The following is an 18,417-nucleotide window of genomic DNA, read 5'->3' on the forward strand; positions in this document are numbered from 1 at the left end:
CCGGGGAAGTGTGGCAGCGCTCCTTACCTCCCGCCACAGGTGGGGGATGCGCCGGCGGCGGGGCGAGAACCGCCGCCGGGGGTTCGGGTGAAAGAGGGTGACCACACCGAGGAACGGAGCACAGGCTTGACAGCCGAAGCGATTCTGGAGGACGCGGAGCTGATCCAGCGGTCCAGACGCGATCCCGCGGCCTTCGGGGTCCTGTTCGACCGGCACGCGCCCGCTTTGCACCGTTATGTAACCCGGCGGCTGGGCGATTCACTGGCCGACGACGTCGTGGCGGACACGTTCCTGGCCGCTTTCAGGCGCCGCGACCGTTACGACGCCCGCCACCCCAATGCCCGCCCCTGGCTGTACGGCATCGCCGCCAACCTGATCGGCAAGCACCGCCGCACGGAGGTGCGGTTCTATCTCGCCTTGGCCAGGACCGGCGTCGATGAGGTGGCGGAGAGCTACGCCGACCGGGTCGAGGCCCGCGTCTCCGCATCGGCGGCGCAGCGCGATCTCGCGGGGGCGCTCGCGCTGCTGTCGCCGGAGGACCGCGAGGTCCTGCTGTTGATCGCCTGGGCCGATCTGAGCTACGAGGAGGTGGCCCTCTCCCTCGGCATACCCATCGGAACCGTTCGCTCGCGGCTGCATCGCGCCAGGAAGAAGACCCGCGCGGCGTTGGGCGGCCTCGATCCGTCCGCCGTCGCCACCGACGAGGAGGACGCCGACCATGGATGACCTGAAGATCCTCGGCGAGATGCGCGCCGACGCGCCGACGCCGGACGCCGACCGGCTGGGCGGCGTCCGCCGCCGGGTGATCCGGGACGGGCGGAGGTTCGCGCTCATGCCGTCCATGCTGATCGCGGCGGTGGCCGCCGTGCTGGTCGTCGCTATCGCCCTGCCGATGTCGCGGAGCACGCCGGAGGTTCCGAGCACTCCCCCCGTTCGGACCGTTCTGCTGAACTCCGAGACGGTGCTGGAGAAGGCGGCGAAGACCGTCGAGAAGCGATCTCTCGCGCCCGAACCCCGGGCCGACCAGTGGGTGTACACCAAGAGCCTCGACAGGCAACCCTCCGACGGCAAGACCACGGTGCAGGAGGGCTGGACGCGTTACGACGGCAAGCAGACCGCCGGACGCGACCGGGAGGGCGTGTTCCGGATCAGCGACGTTCCGCCCGATCCGAACGACGACGACCTCTCACCCCAGCAGTACCGCGAGAAGCTGCTCAAGCTCCCGACCGACCCGGACAAGCTGCTCGCCCACGTCCAGGGCGACCGGCACTGGATCGACTACCCCAAGGAGGAGGCGCAGTCCGGGGAGGACCCGGACTCGCGGGCCTACCGCATTCTGTCGCTGTACCTGGGCCAGCAGGCGGTCATGCCGCCCAAGCTGGAGGCGGCCATCTTCCGCGCGATGGCGAAGATCCCGGGAGTGGGGATCGAGCAGGGCGTCAGGGACGCGGCCGGACGAACCGGGCTCGGCCTGTTCCGGCCCACCAAGGGCGAGGAAGGCAGACGCCGCTACCTCATCCTCGATCCCCGCACCTACCGGGCGATGGCCGACCAGACGATCTGGCTGCGCGACGAACTGATCAACGGCGAGGTCGCCTTCCGCAAGGGCGCCGTCTTCGCCGACGCGGAACTCGCCTCGGGCATCGTCGACAAGCCGGGCCAGGTCCCGTAGCCCATACGGCCGAGCCGGCGGACACGGGACGGGCTGACGCGAGCCTTCGTCCGTACCACCCTGAACGTTCTCAGTGACGGGTTCGCCGGGCCTGCGTTCCCTGCGCGTACCGCTCACACGGCCGACGCGCCCGGCGGGGTCTGCTGGATGGTCAGCGAAGGAGGCGGTGGGCGGTGGTGGCCAGTAGAAGGGCGGTGTGGACGGTGGGGTCGGTGACCGGGTGTCCCAGGAGGGTTTCTATGCGGTGGAGGCGTTGGTAGAAGGATTGGCGGCCCAGGTGGAGGGCGGCGGCGGTGCGGGTGGGGCTGCAGCCGTGGAGAAGGAAGGTTTCCAGGGTTGTCACCAGGTCGGTGCGGTGGGTGCGGTCCCAGTCGACCAGGGGTCTGATGGCGCGGCGGACCAGGTCCGCCGCGTGGGAGGGGTCGAAGTGGCGGGTGAGTTCCAGGTCCAGGGCCAGGGCGCGGGTAGTGACGACGGGAGTGACGCGGCGCAGGCCCAGGGCGGCCCGGGCGTCGCGGAGTGAGGGGCCGAGATCGGTCAGGTCCGCGACGGGGTGCCCCACGGCGACGTGGAGCTGGGTGGCGCTGAGCCGGCGCAAGGCCTCCTCCAAAGCCTGGGCGGCGGCGCCCACCGTGTCCGTCAGGGAAGGGGGGACGGCCAAGGCGCCGAGTACCAGGCGTGACACCCGGCCGCGGATCGCGGAGGTGTGCAGGATGTGCGCGGCCCGGTCGACGACGGCCAGCGCCGCCGCGGTCTCCACCGCTTCGGCGGCCACCCCGACCAGCACGTGGCCGGGCGGCAGCTGGAACCCCGCCATCATGGCCCGCACCGCCGCGTCCGCCTCGGCGGTGCCCTCGATCAGGTCGCGCAGCAGCGCGGACACCTGCCGGTCCCGCTCGCTCGGCGGGCTGCCGGTGCGTAGCATCGCCAGGGCCAGCGCGACAGCCGTCCGCTCCAGCGCGATCATCAGGTCCTCGCCGGGCAGCGCCGACCCGGGCCCCGCCACCAGCCGTCCCCAGGGCCCCCCGTGGAGGGTGACCGGCGTCTCGCACGCGGCGTGCTCCACGGCCCGCCACGCCTCCCGGTCGCCCGCCACACCGTGCGCGGCGACCAGCGCCCCGCTCGCCGCCACCAGCACCAGCGGCGCCCCGATCACCTCGGCCCCGGTGGCGAGCACCCCGGCCACCCCGGCCCCCGCGATGAGCGTCTCGTTGAGCGCCCGGGTGGCCCGGTCCCCGAGGCGCAGCCGCCGGCTGGCGTAGTCGACGATCAGCGTGTTGGCGTGCTCGGTGATCCGGATGAACGGCACCACCGCGTGCAGCGCGATGAACGGCAGCTCCTGCCGCCGCGCCTCCTCCACCAGCTCACGCGGCGTCTCGGGGAAGGTGCGGCCGAGTTCCAGCGCGACCCCCGCAACCCCTCGCTGCGCGATCTCGCGCAGGTAGTGCCGCCGGGCGCCCGCGTCGGTGCCCGCGAGCCCGAGTCCGGTGGTGAGCAGCAGCTCGCCCCCGGTGAGCAGCGGCCCGATCTCGTAGATCTCGCTGGAGTGCACCCAGCGCACCACGCGGTCCAGCGATGCATCGCCCGCGAGTATGCGCGGCCGGGCCTCGCGCAGTACGTCGAAGGCCAGCAGTTCGCGAAGCGTGAGCGGCATACCTACCCGCTTTACGGATTGTCCGGTGAAGGTGGCCATAATACGGACGATCTGCCCGTTCTCGCCGGGCGCCTCCCGGGAGATAGTTGCCCCATGACCAGCGAAGCCGCCGACCCGGCCACGATGCTCGCCATCGCGCTGGAGGAGGCCAGAAAGGGGCTCGCCGAGGGCGGCATTCCCATCGGCGCGGCCCTGTTCGGCCCGGACGGGCGCCTGCTCGGCCGGGGACGCAACCGCCGCGTCCAGGACGGCGACCCCTCGGTGCACGGGGAGACCGCGGCGTTCCGGAACGCGGGACGCCAGCGGACGTACCGGGGCACCACCATGGTGACCACCCTGTCCCCGTGCTGGTACTGCAGCGGGCTTATCCGCCAGTTCGGCATCACCGGCCTCGTCGTCGGCGAGAGCCGCACCTTCACCGGGCAGCACGAGTGGCTCGCGGAGAACGGCGTGTCCGTCACGGTGCTGGACTCCCCCGAATGCGTCGAGCTGATGACCGCGTTCATCGCCGCCGACCCGGCGCTGTGGAACGAGGACATCGGAGAGGATTCATGACCCATGAAGACGGTCCCGATCATCGATCTGACCCCATGGTTCCAGGGCGGCGCCGCCGATCGCGCCCAGGTGGCGGGGCAGGTCGACCAGGCGCTGCGCGAAATCGGCTTCCTGCTCGTCACCGGCCACGGGGTGCCGCCGGAGCTGCGCGCCGGGGTGCGGGCCGCGGCCAAACGGTTCTTCGCGCTGCCCGAGGAGGCGAAGCGGCGCTACGCCGTCACCGTCGGCGGCCGGGGCTGGCTGCCGCCCGGCGTGGAGGCCAACGGGTACGCCGAGGGCACTCCCACCCCGCCGGACCTGAAGGAGACGTTCGCGGTGGGCGCCGACGACCCGATCGGCGACCCGGTGATCGACGCTGAGTGGTTCCTGCGGAACGTGTGGCCGCCGGAGGTGCCCGAGCTTCGGAGCCTGGTCACCGAGTATCTGGCCCGCATGCGCGCCCTGGCCGATGAGCTGCTGGTCGTCTGCGCGGCGGCGCTCGGCCTGCCGGACGGCTTCTTCACCTCGCGGGCCGGCCACCCGTCGTACACGATGAACATCAACAGATACCCGCCGCTGTCGCAGGTCGGCCCGCCCGAGCCCGGCCAGTTCCGCATCGGCCCGCACACCGACTTCGGCACGGTGACCGTCCTGGACCGGCAGCAGGGCGTCGGCGGCCTGCAGGTGTTCACCCTGGACGGCGAGTGGATCGACGCGCCGTACGCCGAGGACTCCTTCACCATCAACATCGGCGACCTGCTGGCCCGCTGGACCGGCGACCGCTGGCGCTCCACGCGGCACCGGGTGCTGCCGCCCGACCCGAGCGCCCCGGACGAGGAACTGGTGTCCCTCATCTACTTCTACGAGTGCGACCCCCTGGCGGAGGTGGAGTCCCTGGGGTCACCGATCGGCACGGTCGCGCATCCTCCGGTCATCGCGCACGAATACCTCATGGAGAAACTGAAGGCGATCACGGTATGACGGTTCTGGAACCCCCCGGCGTCGCAGTACGCGAAGGCGACTATGGCGCGAAGGTCACCGCGGTGGAACCCGGCGGTGTCGAGTTCATCCCCCTGGCCGACCGGCACGGCACGCCACGGCAACTGCTGTGGACGTGGATGTCCCCCAACCTCGAATTCGCGACCATCTTCCTCGGCGTGCTGGCGGTCGCCGCGTTCGGGCTGAGCTTCTGGCAGGCCGTGCTGGCGGTCACCGTGGGCACCGGGCTCGGCGCGCTGTCGCACGGCGTGCTGTCGGCGCGCGGCCCGGCGGCCGGAGTGCCGCAGATGGTGCTCGGGCGGCTGCCGTTCGGGTACTGGGGCAACCTGCTGCCCTCGGCGTTCAACACGGTGGCGGCCGGCATCGGCTGGTTCGCGGTGAACAGCGTCAGCGGGGCGCTGGCGCTCAACACGCTGACCGGGCTGCCGGCGTGGCTGTGCCTGGTGGTCGTGGTCGCGGCGATGGTGGTGCTCGGCTTCTTCGGGCACAACCTGGTGCAGGCGTTCGAGCGGTACGCCTTCCCGATGCTCGCCGTGATCTTCCTGGTCGCGTCGGCGATCATCCTGACCAAGGCGGACCCAGGGTTCGCGGGCAGCGGCGGCGGACTCGGTGGGTTCCTGCTCACCGTCGGCGCCACCTTCGGGTACGCCGCCGGCTGGAACCCCTACGCCGCCGACTACACCCGCTACCTGCCGCCGGACGCCGGCAAGCGGGCCGTGGGGCTCGCGGCCGGGCTCGGCGTGTTCGTCCCGTGCGTGCTGCTGGAGGTGGTGGGCGCGGCGTCGGTCACCATCGGCGGCGACGCCCTCGGGCAGCCCACCACCGCCTTCACTTCGCACTTGCCCGGCCTGATCGCCGGCCTGACCCTGCTGGCCATCGCGCTCGGCGCCGTCTCGGCGAACGCGCTGAACGTCTACTCTGGCGCGATGTCCCTGCTCACCATGGGCGTGCGCCTCCCGCTCACGATGCGCCGCGCGCTCACCGCCGTCGCGTGCGGCGTCGTGGGCTTCGTCGTGGCTCTCACCGGACTTGAGGACGCGGGCCACAAGTACGAGTCGTTCCTGCTCGTCATCTCGTACTGGATCGGCCCGTGGCTGGCCGTCGTGCTGGCCGACCAGTACCTCAGCCGCGGGGAGGTGCCCCTGGCCCGCCTGTACGACCGGTCGCACCGCAGCCCCGCGGGGCCGATCGCCATGCTCGCCGGCGTGGTGCTGTCGGTGTGGCTCTTCTGCAACCAGGAGTTGTACGTGGGCCTGGTCCCGAGCCGGTTCCCCGCGGTGGGCGACATCACGTTCGAGGCGGGCTTCCTCATCGCGGGCGTCGTCTACGTCGCGCTCAAACCCCTGCGCCGCTGACCCCGGCCCCGTGGCGCCCGGCGTCACGGGGCCTCTTCCTGCACGTCGCGCCGCCCGGGCCGAACCCGTCGGCGAAGCGTCATCGTGGTCGAGTTCAGGCGTGCTTCGAGGCTTCGGTGGTGGCGAGGACCTCACGGAACTCCATGACCGCCGGCCGGGCTTGCTGGGCGATGGGAACGGCGCGGAGCACCATGCGTCCTGTCTCCAGGATGTGGGTGCTGCGGTACGCCGGAGACATGCCGCCGATCGTCCCCGCCGCCTGCCGCACCCCTTCGTCCGTACCGCCCTGAACGACCGTGCACAGCGCTCCATGCAGGGCGATGTTCGCCTTGTACTGGTAGTCCCCTGTCTGTCGGAGCACCTCATCGCGAGCTTCGGCCGCCGCGGCCTCCTCGCCGGCGCCGGCATGGACCCAGCTCTCCGCGAAATGGATCTGATCCGGCTTCCAGAAGCCCCACGGGTCCGAGCGGGCGTCGGTCTCGGCGAGCCGGAGGAGGGCGTGCAAGGTCTGCTTCGCCTCGTCATGCCGGCCGAGCATGGACAGCGCCTTCGCCCGCGTGGTCATGAAGTCGACGCTCGGCTTCCCGGCGATCTGTTCTGCGGACTCGACCAGGCGGAGGACGGTCTCGGGTGCGCGCTGACCGTACAGTCCGTGCCCGGCCTCCTCGCCACGTACGAGCAGGCGGAGCCCGAAGTCACCGGAGAGGTCGGCCGACCGGCGGGCGGTGCGCCACCAGCGGATCGCGGCGCCGTGATCACCCCGGCGGGTCAGCGCGTTCGCGAGGATGGCCGAGAGCGTGGCCGTGACGCGGTGCAACCCGGCCAGCTCGGCGGGAGCGCAGGCATCCAACTGCCTGCGCACCGCCATCAGGTCGATCGCCAGGTCCGCGGCCACCTGCGCGGGCGGCCGGGTGCGCAGCGCGTGCAGATGATCGGCGCAGCTCACCTCCCACTCTGCCACGCCGCGGAAATCGTGGTTCAGAGACAGGCTGAGAAGCCGGCGAACGGGTTCGCCTGGCATGCCGAACGCTCCGAAGGCAGCGCTCGTGGCAGCGAATCGCAGAAGCTGTCGGCGTTCCGTGGCGGCCTCCTCGTCGGAATTCTCCTTTGTTGCGAGTGTACGTAGCCGGTCGATTTCCACAACCAACCCATAAAGCGTTACAAGTCGCCCCTCAGCCCCCAGAGCATCATCAATCCCTTTGACGTGATCGGCGTGCGGGCGCGCGAGCCCACGTTCCCACCTGGACAGCTCGCCCTGATCGACGAAGGCGGCCTTGGCCAGCTCACGCTGCGAAATACTGCGCACTTCCTCCCGCCAATGGCGCATATAAGCACCCAGTAGATGCCATGGCGACTCGTCGAGGACGACCGGCTCGCACGCGCGCGGCATGAACAACTCCCCGTGATGGATCGATGGGAATGCGCACCCCATCAACGTTCTCGTCGGACCGCTCCCAAAGCTCCTCCACTATGACATCAGCCACGCGAAAACAGCTGCGTAAAAGCGCCTCGGGTGACCGGGGCACCGGCCCCGGTCGTCCGGCGGACCCGCCGAACGGTCTCCACCTCGATCAGAAAGGAAGACCAGCACATGAACGACTTGTACGCCCGCGACCTCACCGGCATCGCGTTCACCCGGATGTGCGGCGGAAACACCGGCGAGGAGGGCGAGGCGTGCGTCGAGTTGGCCCCGATTCCCGGCGTGGACGACGCGTTCGCCCTGCGTGACAGCAAGAACCCGGATGCCGGGACGCTCCGCTTCAGCGGTTCCGAGCTGCGCACCGCCGGCATGACCACCATCTAGCGAGACCATCACCCCGGGTGGCTCCCGCCCGCCGCAGACAGGCGGGAGCCACCCTCACCGTACGGGGCGTTCATGCACTTTCACTGCTACTCGTGGACGGGAATCGGCGACGACCAGCGCCGGGAAGGCGAACGCCGCCCGCCGCTGCCTCCCGGCGACCTCGCCGCGTTCCGCGCCTCGCCGCTGCCTCCCATGCGCACCTGCGACTGGCTGCTCAAACCCGCCAGCATGATCGACGCCTCCCCCGAGACCGTCGCCGAGGCACTGACCTGGCTGGCCGAACGCTACAGGGCCGCCGAGCCGTCCTTCCTCCACCCGGCCGGCGAAGCCCGCATCGGCCTGGACACCCGCCTGGCCAACGCCGAGGAATCACTGAGGGGCGGCGTGGACGTCCAATGGGGCATCTGGCTCACAGCCGGCAGATTCCTCACCCTCAACACCACCTGCTGCACCCCCAACCGCCACGCCCCGTACGCCTGTCCTGAAGCCTGATGTTCACCCGGCATCGAACGATGAGCGGTGCCATCAACGACCACACCACTCAGAACACAGCCGATAACGGAATCGGCCGACGATATCTTCACCGTCCCCACCGGGTACAAGCGAGCGCATGGCTGCTGGGTGATCCGTCATGATGAGCGGCATGACGCGCCTTCATCCGGTCTGGCCGCCTTTGCTGTTGGTCGCCGGCCCCTCCACTGGCTGTGGCCTGGTGCCGGGCCTGACAGGACACCATGTCTACGACGTCACCAGTGAGGCGATGCTGCCGACGCTCAAGGTGGGGACGACTGTCACGGCGAAGACGGTCGACGGCTACGCCCCCAAGATGGGCGACGTCGTGGCGGTCCGGACGCCGGACAACTGGTCCTTCGGCGGAGGGGTGGTCCTCACACGGGTCATCGGCGTCCCGGGAAGCACGCTGAGGTGCTGCGATGACGACGGCCGGGTACAGCTGAACGGGAAGTTCCTGGACGAGCCTTACATCGCTCGCTCGTCCGGCTACCGGAGCTTCGGTCCCGTCACGGTGCCACCAGGGCGCATCTGGACCATGGGCGACAACCGCGACGCGTCCATCGACTCCCGTTCCTTCCAGAGGTCTCTGGGCGACGGCACCATCCCCGCGGAGAACGTCGTGGCGATCATCTCCTCGAACTGACACCACCCCTGGCTTCCGCCGATTCGCCTCGGCGGGCCGGGCCACGTGTGCGGGTGCGCGGGTACCGGCGTGTGTCGGTGGGAGGCATCCGGTTGTAGCCTCGGTGAGCGTGAGCAAAGACGCTTATTCACTGGCCGCGGAGGCGGCGGGGGTGCTGAAAGCACTCACCGGGGTTGAGTCCTTCGATGTCGCGCTGGTCATGGGGTCAGGGTGGGTCCCGGCCGCCGACGCCATCGGGACGACGATCGCCGAGCACGACGTGACCGAGGTGCCGGGGTTCGCCGCGCCGTCGGTGGCCGGCCACGCCGGGAAGGTCAGGGCGGTCGAGACCGAGTCGGGCAGGAAGGCGCTCATCTTCCTGGGCCGCACCCACCTGTACGAGGGCCGGGGCGTGGAGCCGGTGGTCCACGGCGTGCGGACGGCCGTCGCGGCCGGGGCGGGCACGGTCGTGCTGACCAACGCGGCCGGCGGGCTGCGGCCCGAGACGCAGGACGTCGGCGACCCGGTGCTGATCAGCGACCACATCAACCTGACCGGCGCCAACCCGATCACGGGCGCGACCTTCATCGACCTGACCGAGGTCTACTCGCGGCGGCTGCGCGAGCTCGCGCGCGAGGCCGACCCGTCGCTGGCCGAGGGCGTGTACGTCGCCTTCCGCGGGCCGACCTACGAGACCCCGGCGGAGATCCGCATGCTGCGGACGCTGGGCGGGGACCTGGTCGGCATGTCCACCGTCCTGGAGGCCGTCGCCGCGCGCGAGGCGGGGGCCGAGGTGCTGGGCATCTCGCTGGTGACCAACCCGGGCGCCGGGCTGGCCGGCGAGCCGCTGAAGCACGAGGAGGTCCTGGAGGTCGGCAGGGCCACGGCGGCCCGCATGGGCGTCCTGCTGGCCAAGGTCGTCAACAAGCTGTAGGGCACCTTGGGCCAGGCGTCCGGGCCGCCCAAGGCCGCAGCGCCCAAGGCTGCGGGCGCTCAAGGCCGCGGGCGCGCTCGACACGCCCGGGGGCCCCGGGTCGCCGAGGCACCTTGTCACGGGGCGGCGGCCCGGTCGCCCCGTGACACCGGATCCAGCGGTGTCACGGACGCGGCGAGGCCACGCCTGACCCCGGATAGTTTCTGTGAGAAATGCGAACGAAGGGGTTCGATGTCCGATTTTGTGCGGCGGGCGGAGGAGTGGCTGGCGCAGGATCCCGACCCTGAGACCCGGGAGGAGCTCAGGCGGATCCTCGACGGCGGCGACACCGCGGCGCTCCAGGACCGGTTCGGGGCCAAGCTGGAGTTCGGCACGGCCGGGCTGCGCGGCGAGCTGGGCGCGGGGCCGAACCGGATGAACCGCGTGACCGTCATGCGGGCGGCCGCCGGGCTGGCCGCGCGGCTGGGGCCGGGCGGGCACGTCGTGATCGGGTACGACGCCCGGCACAACTCCGACGTGTTCGCCCGCGACTCGGCGGCGGTGCTGAACGGGGCGGGGTTGCGCGTCTCGCTGATGGGCCACCACTGGCCCACCCCTGTGCTTGCCTTCGCCGTGCGGCACCTTGGGGCCGACGCGGGGGTCATGGTCACCGCCTCGCACAACCCGCCGCGCGACAACGGCTACAAGGTCTACTGGGGGGACGGCGCCCAGATCGTCCCGCCGCTCGACGTGGAGATCTCGGCGGCGATCGACGCCGTCGGCCCGGTGGACCGGCTGCCGCTGGGCCAGGAGTGGTGGACGCTGAGCGAGGCGGACATCGTCGAGCCGTACCTGGCCGCGATCACCACGCTGCCGATCGGGGACGATCGCGACCTGCGCACCGTCTACACCCCGATGCACGGGGTGGGCGGGGAGCTTCTGCTGCAAGCCTTCGCCGTCGCCGGGTTCGAGCCGCCCGCGGTGGTCGAGGCCCAGTTCGCCCCCGACCCCGACTTCCCGACGGTGGCCTTCCCGAACCCGGAGGAGCCGGGCGCGATGGACCTGGCGCTGCGGCTGGCCGAGAAGGCCGGCGCCGACGTGGTCATCGCCAACGACCCGGACGCCGACCGCTGCTCCGTGGGCGTGCCCACGCGGGACGGCGGCTTTCGCATGCTGACCGGCGACGAGGTCGGCGGGCTGCTCGGCGAGTACGTCATCGAGCACACCACCGCGCCGGACCGCCTGGTCGCCGAGTCGATCGTGTCCTCGTCCCTGCTCGGCAAGATCGCCAAAGCGCACGGGGTGCGCCACGCCGAGACGCTCACCGGCTTCAAGTGGATCGTCAAGGCCGGCGACGGGCTGGTCTACGGGTACGAGGAGGCGCTCGGCCACAGCGTCGGGTCCGACCAGGGGCTGCCCGTGCGCGACAAGGACGGCATCGGCGCGGCCCTCACCGTCGCGGGGATGGCGGCGCGCGCCAAGCGGGACGGCAAGACGCTTCTGGACCTGCTGGACGAACAGGCGCAGCGGTACGGCCTGCACGCGACCGCGCAGCTCTCGTTCAGGGTCGCCGACCTGTCGCTGATCGCCGCCGCGATGGAACGGCTGCGCTCCCGGCCGCCTCAGGCGCTCGGCGGGCGGGCGGTCGGTTCGGCGGAGGACCTGAGCGCGGGCGTGGACGGCCTGCCGCCGACGGACGGGCTGCGCTACCGGCTGGACGGCGACGCCCGCGTGGTGGTCCGCCCGTCGGGCACCGAGCCGAAGCTGAAGTGCTACCTGGAGGTCGTCGTCCCGGTGACCGGCACGGTCTCCGACGCCAGGACGGTGGCGGCGAGCGACCTGGACGCCCTGAAGACCGACCTCACGGCCGCCCTCGGCCTCTAGGAGGTGATGAGGGCGGCTATGACGAGGATGAGGGCGGCGGCCAGGGCGCCGAGGGCCGAGGGGGACCAGGTGGCGGTGAGGGGCGCCCTCTCGCCGGCGGTGCGGGACTTCTTCTCGACCAGTTCGGTGAGCTGCTGGGCTACCCAGTCGGCATGCGTGCGACCGGCCATGGCCTGCGCCGCCGCGTGCTCGGCCTTGGAGAGCTGGGGCTGGGTGCTGGGGTAGCGCCCGGCCTTGGCGGGGACGCCGGCGGTGCCGCGCCGTACGGCCTTGGCCCGCTCGCGGGCGCTCGCCTGCGGCGTCCAGCAGCGCACGCTGTCGTCGCCCGACTCGATGATGATCGCGTGCGAGACGTGGATGCCGTCGATGGCCTTCCACGGCACGAAGTAGTTGCGCAGCGGGTTGCGCACGAAGATGCCGTCCTCGCGGGCGAGGACGGCCGGGCGCAGACAGCCGACGAAGACGGCGGCGGTGAGCACCGCGAGCACCGCGCCCGCGACCAGCGCCGACGGGATGCTGCCGTGGGCGATCAGGTCGGCCGTGTTCAGCGCGGCGAACACCATCCACACCCAGCCGAGCACCCATGCGATCTTGGACCGGAAGACCTGTGGCTTCACCGCTCGCTCACCGCTACCTTTCCGTTCAGCAGGCGGTCACCACGCTAACGCCTCCCGCGCACTGCTCACGCCTGCCATTTGAGCTGCGCGAAGCCCGGCTTGATGACACCGTTGATCAGCGCCAGCCGCTCGTCGAACGGGATGAACGCCGACTTCATGGCGTTGACCGTGAACCACTGCAGATCGTCCCACCCGTAGTCGAAGGTTTCGACGAGGTTGGCGAATTCCTGGGACACACTGGTGTCACTCATCAACCTGTTGTCGGTGTTGACGGTGACCCGGAAGTACAGGCGGCGCAGCAGGCCGATCGGGTGCTCGGCGAGCGACGAGGCCGCGCCGGTCTGCAGGTTCGACGTGGGGGCCATCTCCAGCGGAATGCGCTTGTCGCGCACGTAGGCCGCGAGCCGGCCGAGCTTGGCGGTGCCGTCCTCGGCGACCTGGATGTCGTCGATGATGCGTACGCCGTGCCCGAGCCGGTCGGCGCCGCACCACTGGATGGCCTGCCAGATGGACGGCAGCCCGAACGCCTCGCCCGCGTGGATGGTGAAGTGGGCGTTCTCCCGCTGGAGGTACTCGAAAGCGTCCAGGTGGCGGGTGGGCGGGTACCCGGCCTCGGCGCCGGCGATGTCGAACCCGGCGACGCCCACGTCGCGGTAGCGCACGGCCAGTTCGGCGATCTCCATGGACCGCGCCTGGTGGCGCATCGCGGTCAGCAGCGTGCCGACCCGGATGCCGCGCCCCTCCGACCCGACCCGGAAGCCCTCCAGAACGGCCTCGACCACCTGATCGAGGCTGAGTCCGCCGGAGGTGTGCTGTTCCGGGGCGTAACGGACCTCGGCGTAGACGACACCGTCGTCGGCGAGGTCCTCGGCGCACTCGGCGGCGACGCGGATCAGCGACTCGCGCGTCTGCATGACCCCGACGGTGTGGTCGAAGGTCTCCAGATAGCGTTCGAGGGACCCCGAGTCGGACGCCTCGCGGAACCATTCGCGCAGGTTGTCGGCGTCCTTGCTCGGCAGCCTGTCGTATCCGGTCTCGCGGGCCAGGTCGATGATCGTCTGGGGCCGCAGGCCGCCGTCGAGATGGTCGTGCAGGAGGACCTTCGGGGCCTTGCGGATGCCGTCACGTGTGGGCTGCTGAGTCATCGCAACATCCTAGAGAGTGGTCTGCCGGAGCCCCGGCTCATTCGTCGCGGTTCACGGTGTCGGGCGAGAACGCGGGCAGGCAGACCGCGACGTACTCGGCGCCCTCGGGGCCGGCGGCGTAGCGGATCTTCTCGCCCGGCAGGGTCGTGATCGCCTCACCGGCGTGCACCTCTGTCGTGCCCCCTTCGTGCTCGACCACGACGGTGCCGCGCAGCACGAGGGTGTACTCGGTGAACTCGGGCGTCTGGGCGGGCTCCTCCCATCCCGCCGGAGCCACCATGTGGGCGATGGACACCTGGTCGTCGCCGGTGTTGACCCGTCCGACGTACTCGTCGATGACCTTCCCACCCGGGACCGGGATGCGGGTCGCGCCCGCGATTCTGCGTACCACGCGGCCAGTCTAGGAGGCGCACATGAGAACTATGTCCAATTCCGTCCAAGGGGGTGCGCGACCGGCTCCGCCGTCCGCGCCGGCCGGCCGCGGATCGGCGGGCGGACGCCGGGCGTCAGTGGGCGACGTCGATGACCAGGCGGGCGGGGTCGGACTGCTCGAAGACGCGGAACCCGGCGCGCTCGCGCAGCACGAGCGCCACGGTGACGACGCCCTCGTAGTCGCCGGTGCGCACGACGCCGAGGAGGTTCGGCAGCCCGGGCCGCAGGACGGGCGTCCGGGGGAAGGTCGGCCTGCCGTTCTCGGTGTGGGCGTTGGCGGGCTTGAGCGTCACCTGCAGGTACGCCCCGCCCTTGATGTCCACGAGCTTGCCCGAGCCGTCCTCGTACAGTTTGCGCACCCAGTCGACGCTGTAGCCGGTCTTGGCGCCCCGCAGGTCGATGACGACCCGGTCGAACCCGGGATGCGCGGCGAACCGCGCCCCTGTGACCACGGGCGGCCGCTCGGGAGAGCGCGTGACGGCGACCCGCCTGGTGCTCGTGGGCGCGGGCGGTTCGCTCGCGCCGGCGGTCGGCGTCCGGGTGACCGGCGGGACGCCGCCCGTCTCGCCCGGCGTCGGGACGGCTTGCCCGGACGGCGTCACGACGGGCGTCACCGCTGGTGTCACGGCCGGTGTCACGGTCGGTGAGGAGACGGACGGGTCCGGGGACGCCGGAGCGGGGCCCGGCGAAGACGCGGCGGGCGTGCTGCTCGCGGAGGTGTCGGAGCCGGGCGCCGCGCCGCAGGCGGCGGTGGCCAGGGCCACAGGCAGGAGGGCGGCTGCGACGGCGATCCTGTTCATGGCCTCGGCTCCTCCACTGAATGCGCCTACTCCTTTGACCCCGAGAATGCCTCACAGGTTCGCGAAGAAACTCCGTAACCCGAAAATGTGTCCGATGTGCCCCTTGACCTCCGGACGGACGCCACCGCACGCGCCAGGCCCCCGGCGCGAGTGCGCGCCGAGGGCCTGAACGAGGGGACGTCATGAGGGCGGAGCGAGGGGGAGGCGATCCGGACCGGCCTGGATCGGAGCCGGCCGTGGATCAGGCGTTCTCCAGAACGGGCAGGTCGTCGTTCTCCTGCTTCGCCTTCGCCGCCGGGGAGGTCGCGCGGCGGGCGAACAGGCCGGTCAGGGCGATGCCGAGCCCGATGACGGCGATCACCGCGCAGACCGCGAACGAGGACCTGATCGCCGGCATGGTGACCGCGCCCCCGTGAGCGGTCACCACGGCGGTCACGACCGCGAGCATCAGCGCGCCGCCGACCTGGCCGGAGGTGTTGAGCAGCCCGGAGGCCAGACCCTGCTCGTCGTCGGCCACCCCCGCGGTGGCCTGGATGTTCAGCGAGGGGAACATGAGGGCGAAGGAGATGCCGAGCAGCAGCATGCCGGGGATGACCATCGTGGCCAGGCTCGGGTGCTCCCCCGCGCCGAGGAACACGGCGTACCCGGCGACCAGGGACACCGAGCCGATGGCGATCAGCCGGGCGGTGCCGAACCGGTCGGCGAAGTCGCCCATCTTGGTGGAGGTCAGGGCGACGAGCAGACCCGCGGGGAGGAACGCCAGCGCGGTGTGCAGCGCGGTCCAGCCCAGGAGGTTCTGGAAGTACTGCATGGCGACGAACTGGAAGCTGACGTAGGAGCCGAACAGGACCACCAGTCCGAGGTTGGCCCGCACGAGCGGGCCCGAGCGCAGGATGGCCAGGCGGACGAGCGGGTGCTTGACCCGCAGTTCGGTCACGACGAACAGGGCGAGCAGGGCCACGGCGCCCGCGAGGCTCGCCAGCGTGCGCACCGAGCCCCAGCCGGCCTCGGGGGCCTGCACGACGGCGAACACGAACAGCAGCATCGAGAAGGTGATGGTGGCGGCGCCGACCAGGTCGTGGCCTCCGTGGGTGCGCTCCTCGCCGGAGTGGCGCGGCAGGAGCCTGAAGCCCGCCACGAGCGCGATGATCGCGACCGGCACCGGGCTCAGGAAGGTCCAGCGCCAGCCCAGCTCGGTGAGGAAACCGGACAGGACGAGGCCGAGGGAGAAGCCGCTGGCGCCGCAGGCGGTGAAGATGCTGAGCGCCCGGTTGCGGGCCGGGCCTTCGGCGAAGGTCGTGGTGATGATCGACAGTGCGGCGGGCGCGGTGAAGGCCGCGCTGATGCCCTTGATGAACCGGGCGACGATGAGCAGGCTGCCGTTGTCGACCAGGCCGCCGAGCAGCGAGGCCACGGCGAAGACCGCGAGGGCGGTCAGGAAGACCCTGCGGCGGCCGAGCAGGTCGGCGGTGCGCCCACCGAGCAGGAGCAGCCCGCCGTAGCCCAGGACATACCCGCTGACGACCCACTGCAGGGTGGAGGTGGACAGGCCGAGGTCGGCCTGGATGGACGGTAGGGCCACTCCCACCATCGAGACATCGAGCGCATCGAGGAAGATCACGGCGCTGAGCACGGTCAGCGCCCCCCAGAGGCGCGCATCCCAACGCTGGTCATGTGAGGTGAGGGACATGGGAGAGGACACTACATGCGCATGCATTCAATGCACAAGCATTTAATTCCCGTGCATTTATTGACGACGCATGCTACAGTCAGGTCATGGACGACGATGTCGATGTTGTGAGCTCATGGCGGGAGATCCTCGCCTGTCATGCCACGACCTGGTGCGCGCTCGAGCGCGAGCTCGGCGACAAGCATGGGCTCGGTGTCAGCGACTTCGAGGTCCTCGACCGCATGGTCGAGTCCGACCACGGCAAGTACCGCGTCCAGGAGCTCGCCGACGCCGTCCACCTCAGCCAGAGCGCCCTCTCGCGCCTGATCTCCCGCCTGGAGAAGGCCGGCCTGGTGTGCCGCAACATGTGCGAGGTCGACCGGCGCGGGGTGTTCGTTCAGATCACCGAGGCCGGCATCGAACGCCACCGCCAGGCCCTGCCCACCCACCGCGCCGTCCTCAACACCTCCCTCACCGACCTCCCCCACTGACCCCCGGGAGAACCTGGGTCTGACCTCCTATTACTCGGGTTTCTCAGACGGGGTGGATCTTCGCCACTACGGTTCGCGCTGGTTCGGGGACAAGCGCGGGGGTTGACGGTTGGCCGAGGCGGAGCGTCAAGCCGAGTCGTGTTCGCGGCGCACCCTGATGCGCTCGGTCAGTTTCTCCCAGTTGCCGGACCCGATCGCGACCTTCTCCTCGTGGGTGAAGGGTGCCTGTTCGAGGAACGAGCGGGCGACCCCGTCGGCGGTGTCGAGGAAGGGGAATCCGCCAGGTCGGGTCCCGAAGGTGTAGGGGTAGTCGGTCGAGTACATCATGCGCCCGGTTCCGACGACCTCCGAGGTCCACCTCATGTAGCGCTCGCTGACCGTGCCGCTGCCGCACACCCAGAAGTTCTGCGTGAAGTAGTCGGTGAGCGGGCGCTCCAGCTTGGCGTTGTGCGCCATGACCCCGATGTGGTCGAGGTAGAACAGGACGACCTCGCCCCAGTGTCCTGCGATCACCTGCAATCCGGGGTGCCGGTCGAAAACGCCGGAGAAGATCATCCGTAGATACTGGACACCCAGGTCGTAGTACCACCCCAGGCCCGCCGTCGCGAGCGTCATCCCGGTACTGCGCGCCAGCCCGGCTCCGTCATCGAAGCCCGAGTAGTAGGCCTTGAGAACCTCGGGGACCGGAGTCTGGGGATGGAAGTGCAGCGGCACCTGGAGGCGCTCGGCCGTGACGTACAGGTCGTCGAACTCCGGGGCGTCGGCCGGCTTGTCCCCCGTTCGTCCGTACAGCATCGCACCGGGGAGGCCGAGCCGGGTGACCGCGCGTTCCAGTTCGGCCGCGGCGGCTTCGGGAGCCGCGGTGGGGATGGCGGCGAAGGCCTGGAACCGGTCGGGCCGCCCGGCGACGATCTCGGCCAGCGTGTCGTTGACCTCGCGGGCCACGCTGACGGCGTCTTCGGGCGCGAGGTTCTGCACGCCCGGTGAGGCCAGGGACAGAACCGCGACGTCGATGCCCTGGTCGTCCATGTCGGCCAGACGCGCCTCCCCGAAGTCCCGTAACCGCCGCGCGAAGGGCTCGTCGCCGAAGCCGAGCTGCGGGAATCGCGGCACACCCGCCTTGGCCCACGCGTCGAGCAGCGCGGGTGGAGCGATGTGTTCCTCGAGTGCCACGATCTTGATCTTGTCTGGCATTCCGCGCTCCTTCGCCCTGTTGTTTCCATTGGAACCAACGACACCGTATCACTGGAACTATCAACGGAAACACACGCGCGGTATCGTTGGAAAATGGCACCGAGTTCACACGGCGGGGA

General features: G+C 70.7%; 19 protein-coding genes. 11 read left to right on the plus strand and 8 right to left on the minus strand.

The genetic code is table 11. The features are described 5' to 3' along the window. Window positions 1-126 precede the first annotated feature (126 nt). Window positions 127-726, plus strand: coding sequence for an RNA polymerase sigma factor (locus ABZT47_RS07475; RefSeq protein WP_354837285.1), 600 nt, complete (start codon window positions 127-129; stop codon window positions 724-726). Next, window positions 719-1,672, plus strand: coding sequence for a CU044_5270 family protein (locus tag ABZT47_RS07480; RefSeq protein WP_354837287.1), 954 nt, complete (start codon window positions 719-721; stop codon window positions 1,670-1,672). Before ABZT47_RS07475 ends, ABZT47_RS07480 begins: the two co-directional genes overlap by 8 nt. 151 nt (window positions 1,673-1,823) lie before the next feature. On the opposite strand, the gene ABZT47_RS07485 is transcribed toward ABZT47_RS07480, so the two are convergent. Then, complete coding sequence (locus ABZT47_RS07485; protein WP_354837289.1) at window positions 1,824-3,326, minus strand: PucR family transcriptional regulator; 1,503 nt, start codon at window positions 3,324-3,326, stop codon at window positions 1,824-1,826. A gap of 93 nt (window positions 3,327-3,419) precedes the next feature. On the opposite strand from ABZT47_RS07485, the gene ABZT47_RS07490 reads away from it, so the two are divergent. The 3 genes from ABZT47_RS07490 to ABZT47_RS07500 are packed head-to-tail and all read left to right on the plus strand — an operon-like array spanning window position 3,420 to window position 6,214. Next, window positions 3,420-3,881, plus strand: a complete 462-nt coding sequence (locus tag ABZT47_RS07490) for a nucleoside deaminase (RefSeq protein ID WP_354837291.1) — start codon at window positions 3,420-3,422, stop codon at window positions 3,879-3,881. A 3-nt stretch (window positions 3,882-3,884) separates the two neighbouring features. Further along, window positions 3,885-4,841 carry a 2-oxoglutarate and iron-dependent oxygenase domain-containing protein gene (locus ABZT47_RS07495; RefSeq protein ID WP_354837293.1) on the plus strand — a complete coding sequence of 319 codons (957 nt, stop codon included), beginning with the start codon at window positions 3,885-3,887 and terminating at the stop codon, window positions 4,839-4,841. Further along, a complete protein-coding gene (locus tag ABZT47_RS07500; protein WP_354837295.1) occupies window positions 4,838-6,214 on the plus strand; it encodes a cytosine permease in 1,377 nt (458 codons plus the stop codon). The genes ABZT47_RS07495 and ABZT47_RS07500 overlap by 4 nt, the downstream gene beginning before the upstream one ends. A gap of 94 nt (window positions 6,215-6,308) precedes the next feature. Here ABZT47_RS07500 and ABZT47_RS07505 read toward each other — a convergent pair whose 3' ends face one another. Further along, entirely contained in the window at window positions 6,309-7,604 is a 1,296-nt protein-coding gene (locus tag ABZT47_RS07505) for a helix-turn-helix transcriptional regulator (protein WP_354837297.1), read from the minus strand. A 201-nt stretch (window positions 7,605-7,805) separates the two neighbouring features. On the opposite strand from ABZT47_RS07505, the gene ABZT47_RS07510 reads away from it, so the two are divergent. The 5 genes from ABZT47_RS07510 to ABZT47_RS07530 all read left to right on the plus strand — a co-directional run bounded on the left by ABZT47_RS07510 (window position 7,806) and on the right by ABZT47_RS07530 (window position 11,950). Further along, window positions 7,806-8,018, plus strand: coding sequence for a DUF397 domain-containing protein (locus tag ABZT47_RS07510; protein ID WP_354837299.1), 213 nt, complete (start codon window positions 7,806-7,808; stop codon window positions 8,016-8,018). 72 nt (window positions 8,019-8,090) lie between these two features. After that, window positions 8,091-8,510 carry a hypothetical protein gene (locus tag ABZT47_RS07515; protein WP_354837301.1) on the plus strand — a complete coding sequence of 140 codons (420 nt, stop codon included), beginning with the start codon at window positions 8,091-8,093 and terminating at the stop codon, window positions 8,508-8,510. 151 nt (window positions 8,511-8,661) lie between these two features. Next, a complete protein-coding gene (gene lepB, locus ABZT47_RS07520; RefSeq protein ID WP_354837303.1) occupies window positions 8,662-9,174 on the plus strand; it encodes a signal peptidase I in 513 nt (170 codons plus the stop codon). Window positions 9,175-9,283: 109 nt separating this feature from the next. After that, a complete protein-coding gene (locus ABZT47_RS07525; protein ID WP_354837304.1) occupies window positions 9,284-10,087 on the plus strand; it encodes a purine-nucleoside phosphorylase in 804 nt (267 codons plus the stop codon). Window positions 10,088-10,318: 231 nt separating this feature from the next. Beyond that, window positions 10,319-11,950 (plus strand): phospho-sugar mutase, encoded by a 1,632-nt coding sequence (locus tag ABZT47_RS07530; RefSeq protein WP_354837305.1) that lies wholly within the window; start codon window positions 10,319-10,321, stop codon window positions 11,948-11,950. Here ABZT47_RS07530 and ABZT47_RS07535 read toward each other — a convergent pair. The 5 genes from ABZT47_RS07535 to ABZT47_RS07555 all read right to left on the minus strand — a co-directional run bounded on the left by ABZT47_RS07535 (window position 11,947) and on the right by ABZT47_RS07555 (window position 16,634). After that, complete coding sequence (locus ABZT47_RS07535) at window positions 11,947-12,567, minus strand: PH domain-containing protein (RefSeq protein ID WP_354837306.1); 621 nt, start codon at window positions 12,565-12,567, stop codon at window positions 11,947-11,949. The genes ABZT47_RS07530 and ABZT47_RS07535 overlap by 4 nt on opposite strands. A gap of 65 nt (window positions 12,568-12,632) precedes the next feature. Next, window positions 12,633-13,712 (minus strand): adenosine deaminase, encoded by a 1,080-nt coding sequence (locus tag ABZT47_RS07540; RefSeq protein ID WP_354837307.1) that lies wholly within the window; start codon window positions 13,710-13,712, stop codon window positions 12,633-12,635. A gap of 37 nt (window positions 13,713-13,749) precedes the next feature. Next, complete coding sequence (locus ABZT47_RS07545; RefSeq protein ID WP_354837308.1) at window positions 13,750-14,103, minus strand: AraC family ligand binding domain-containing protein; 354 nt, start codon at window positions 14,101-14,103, stop codon at window positions 13,750-13,752. A gap of 115 nt (window positions 14,104-14,218) precedes the next feature. Next, the gene (locus ABZT47_RS07550) at window positions 14,219-14,944 is read right to left on the minus strand and encodes a hypothetical protein (protein WP_354837310.1); all 726 of its coding nucleotides are present in this window, start codon (window positions 14,942-14,944) and stop codon (window positions 14,219-14,221) included. 241 nt (window positions 14,945-15,185) lie between these two features. Beyond that, window positions 15,186-16,634 (minus strand): MFS transporter, encoded by a 1,449-nt coding sequence (locus tag ABZT47_RS07555; protein ID WP_354837312.1) that lies wholly within the window; start codon window positions 16,632-16,634, stop codon window positions 15,186-15,188. Window positions 16,635-16,720: 86 nt separating this feature from the next. On the opposite strand from ABZT47_RS07555, the gene ABZT47_RS07560 reads away from it, so the two are divergent. Next, on the plus strand, window positions 16,721-17,104 hold the full coding sequence (locus ABZT47_RS07560; protein ID WP_354837314.1) for a MarR family transcriptional regulator: 384 nt from the start codon (window positions 16,721-16,723) through the stop codon (window positions 17,102-17,104). Window positions 17,105-17,230: 126 nt separating this feature from the next. Here ABZT47_RS07560 and ABZT47_RS07565 read toward each other — a convergent pair whose 3' ends face one another. Beyond that, window positions 17,231-18,298, minus strand: a complete 1,068-nt coding sequence (locus ABZT47_RS07565) for an amidohydrolase family protein (protein WP_354837316.1) — start codon at window positions 18,296-18,298, stop codon at window positions 17,231-17,233. Window positions 18,299-18,417: the final 119 nt, after the last annotated feature.

It is taken from the genome of Sphaerisporangium sp. NPDC005289, assembly GCF_040607455.1.
Taxonomy (GTDB): domain Bacteria; phylum Actinomycetota; class Actinomycetes; order Streptosporangiales; family Streptosporangiaceae; genus Sphaerisporangium; species Sphaerisporangium rhizosphaerae.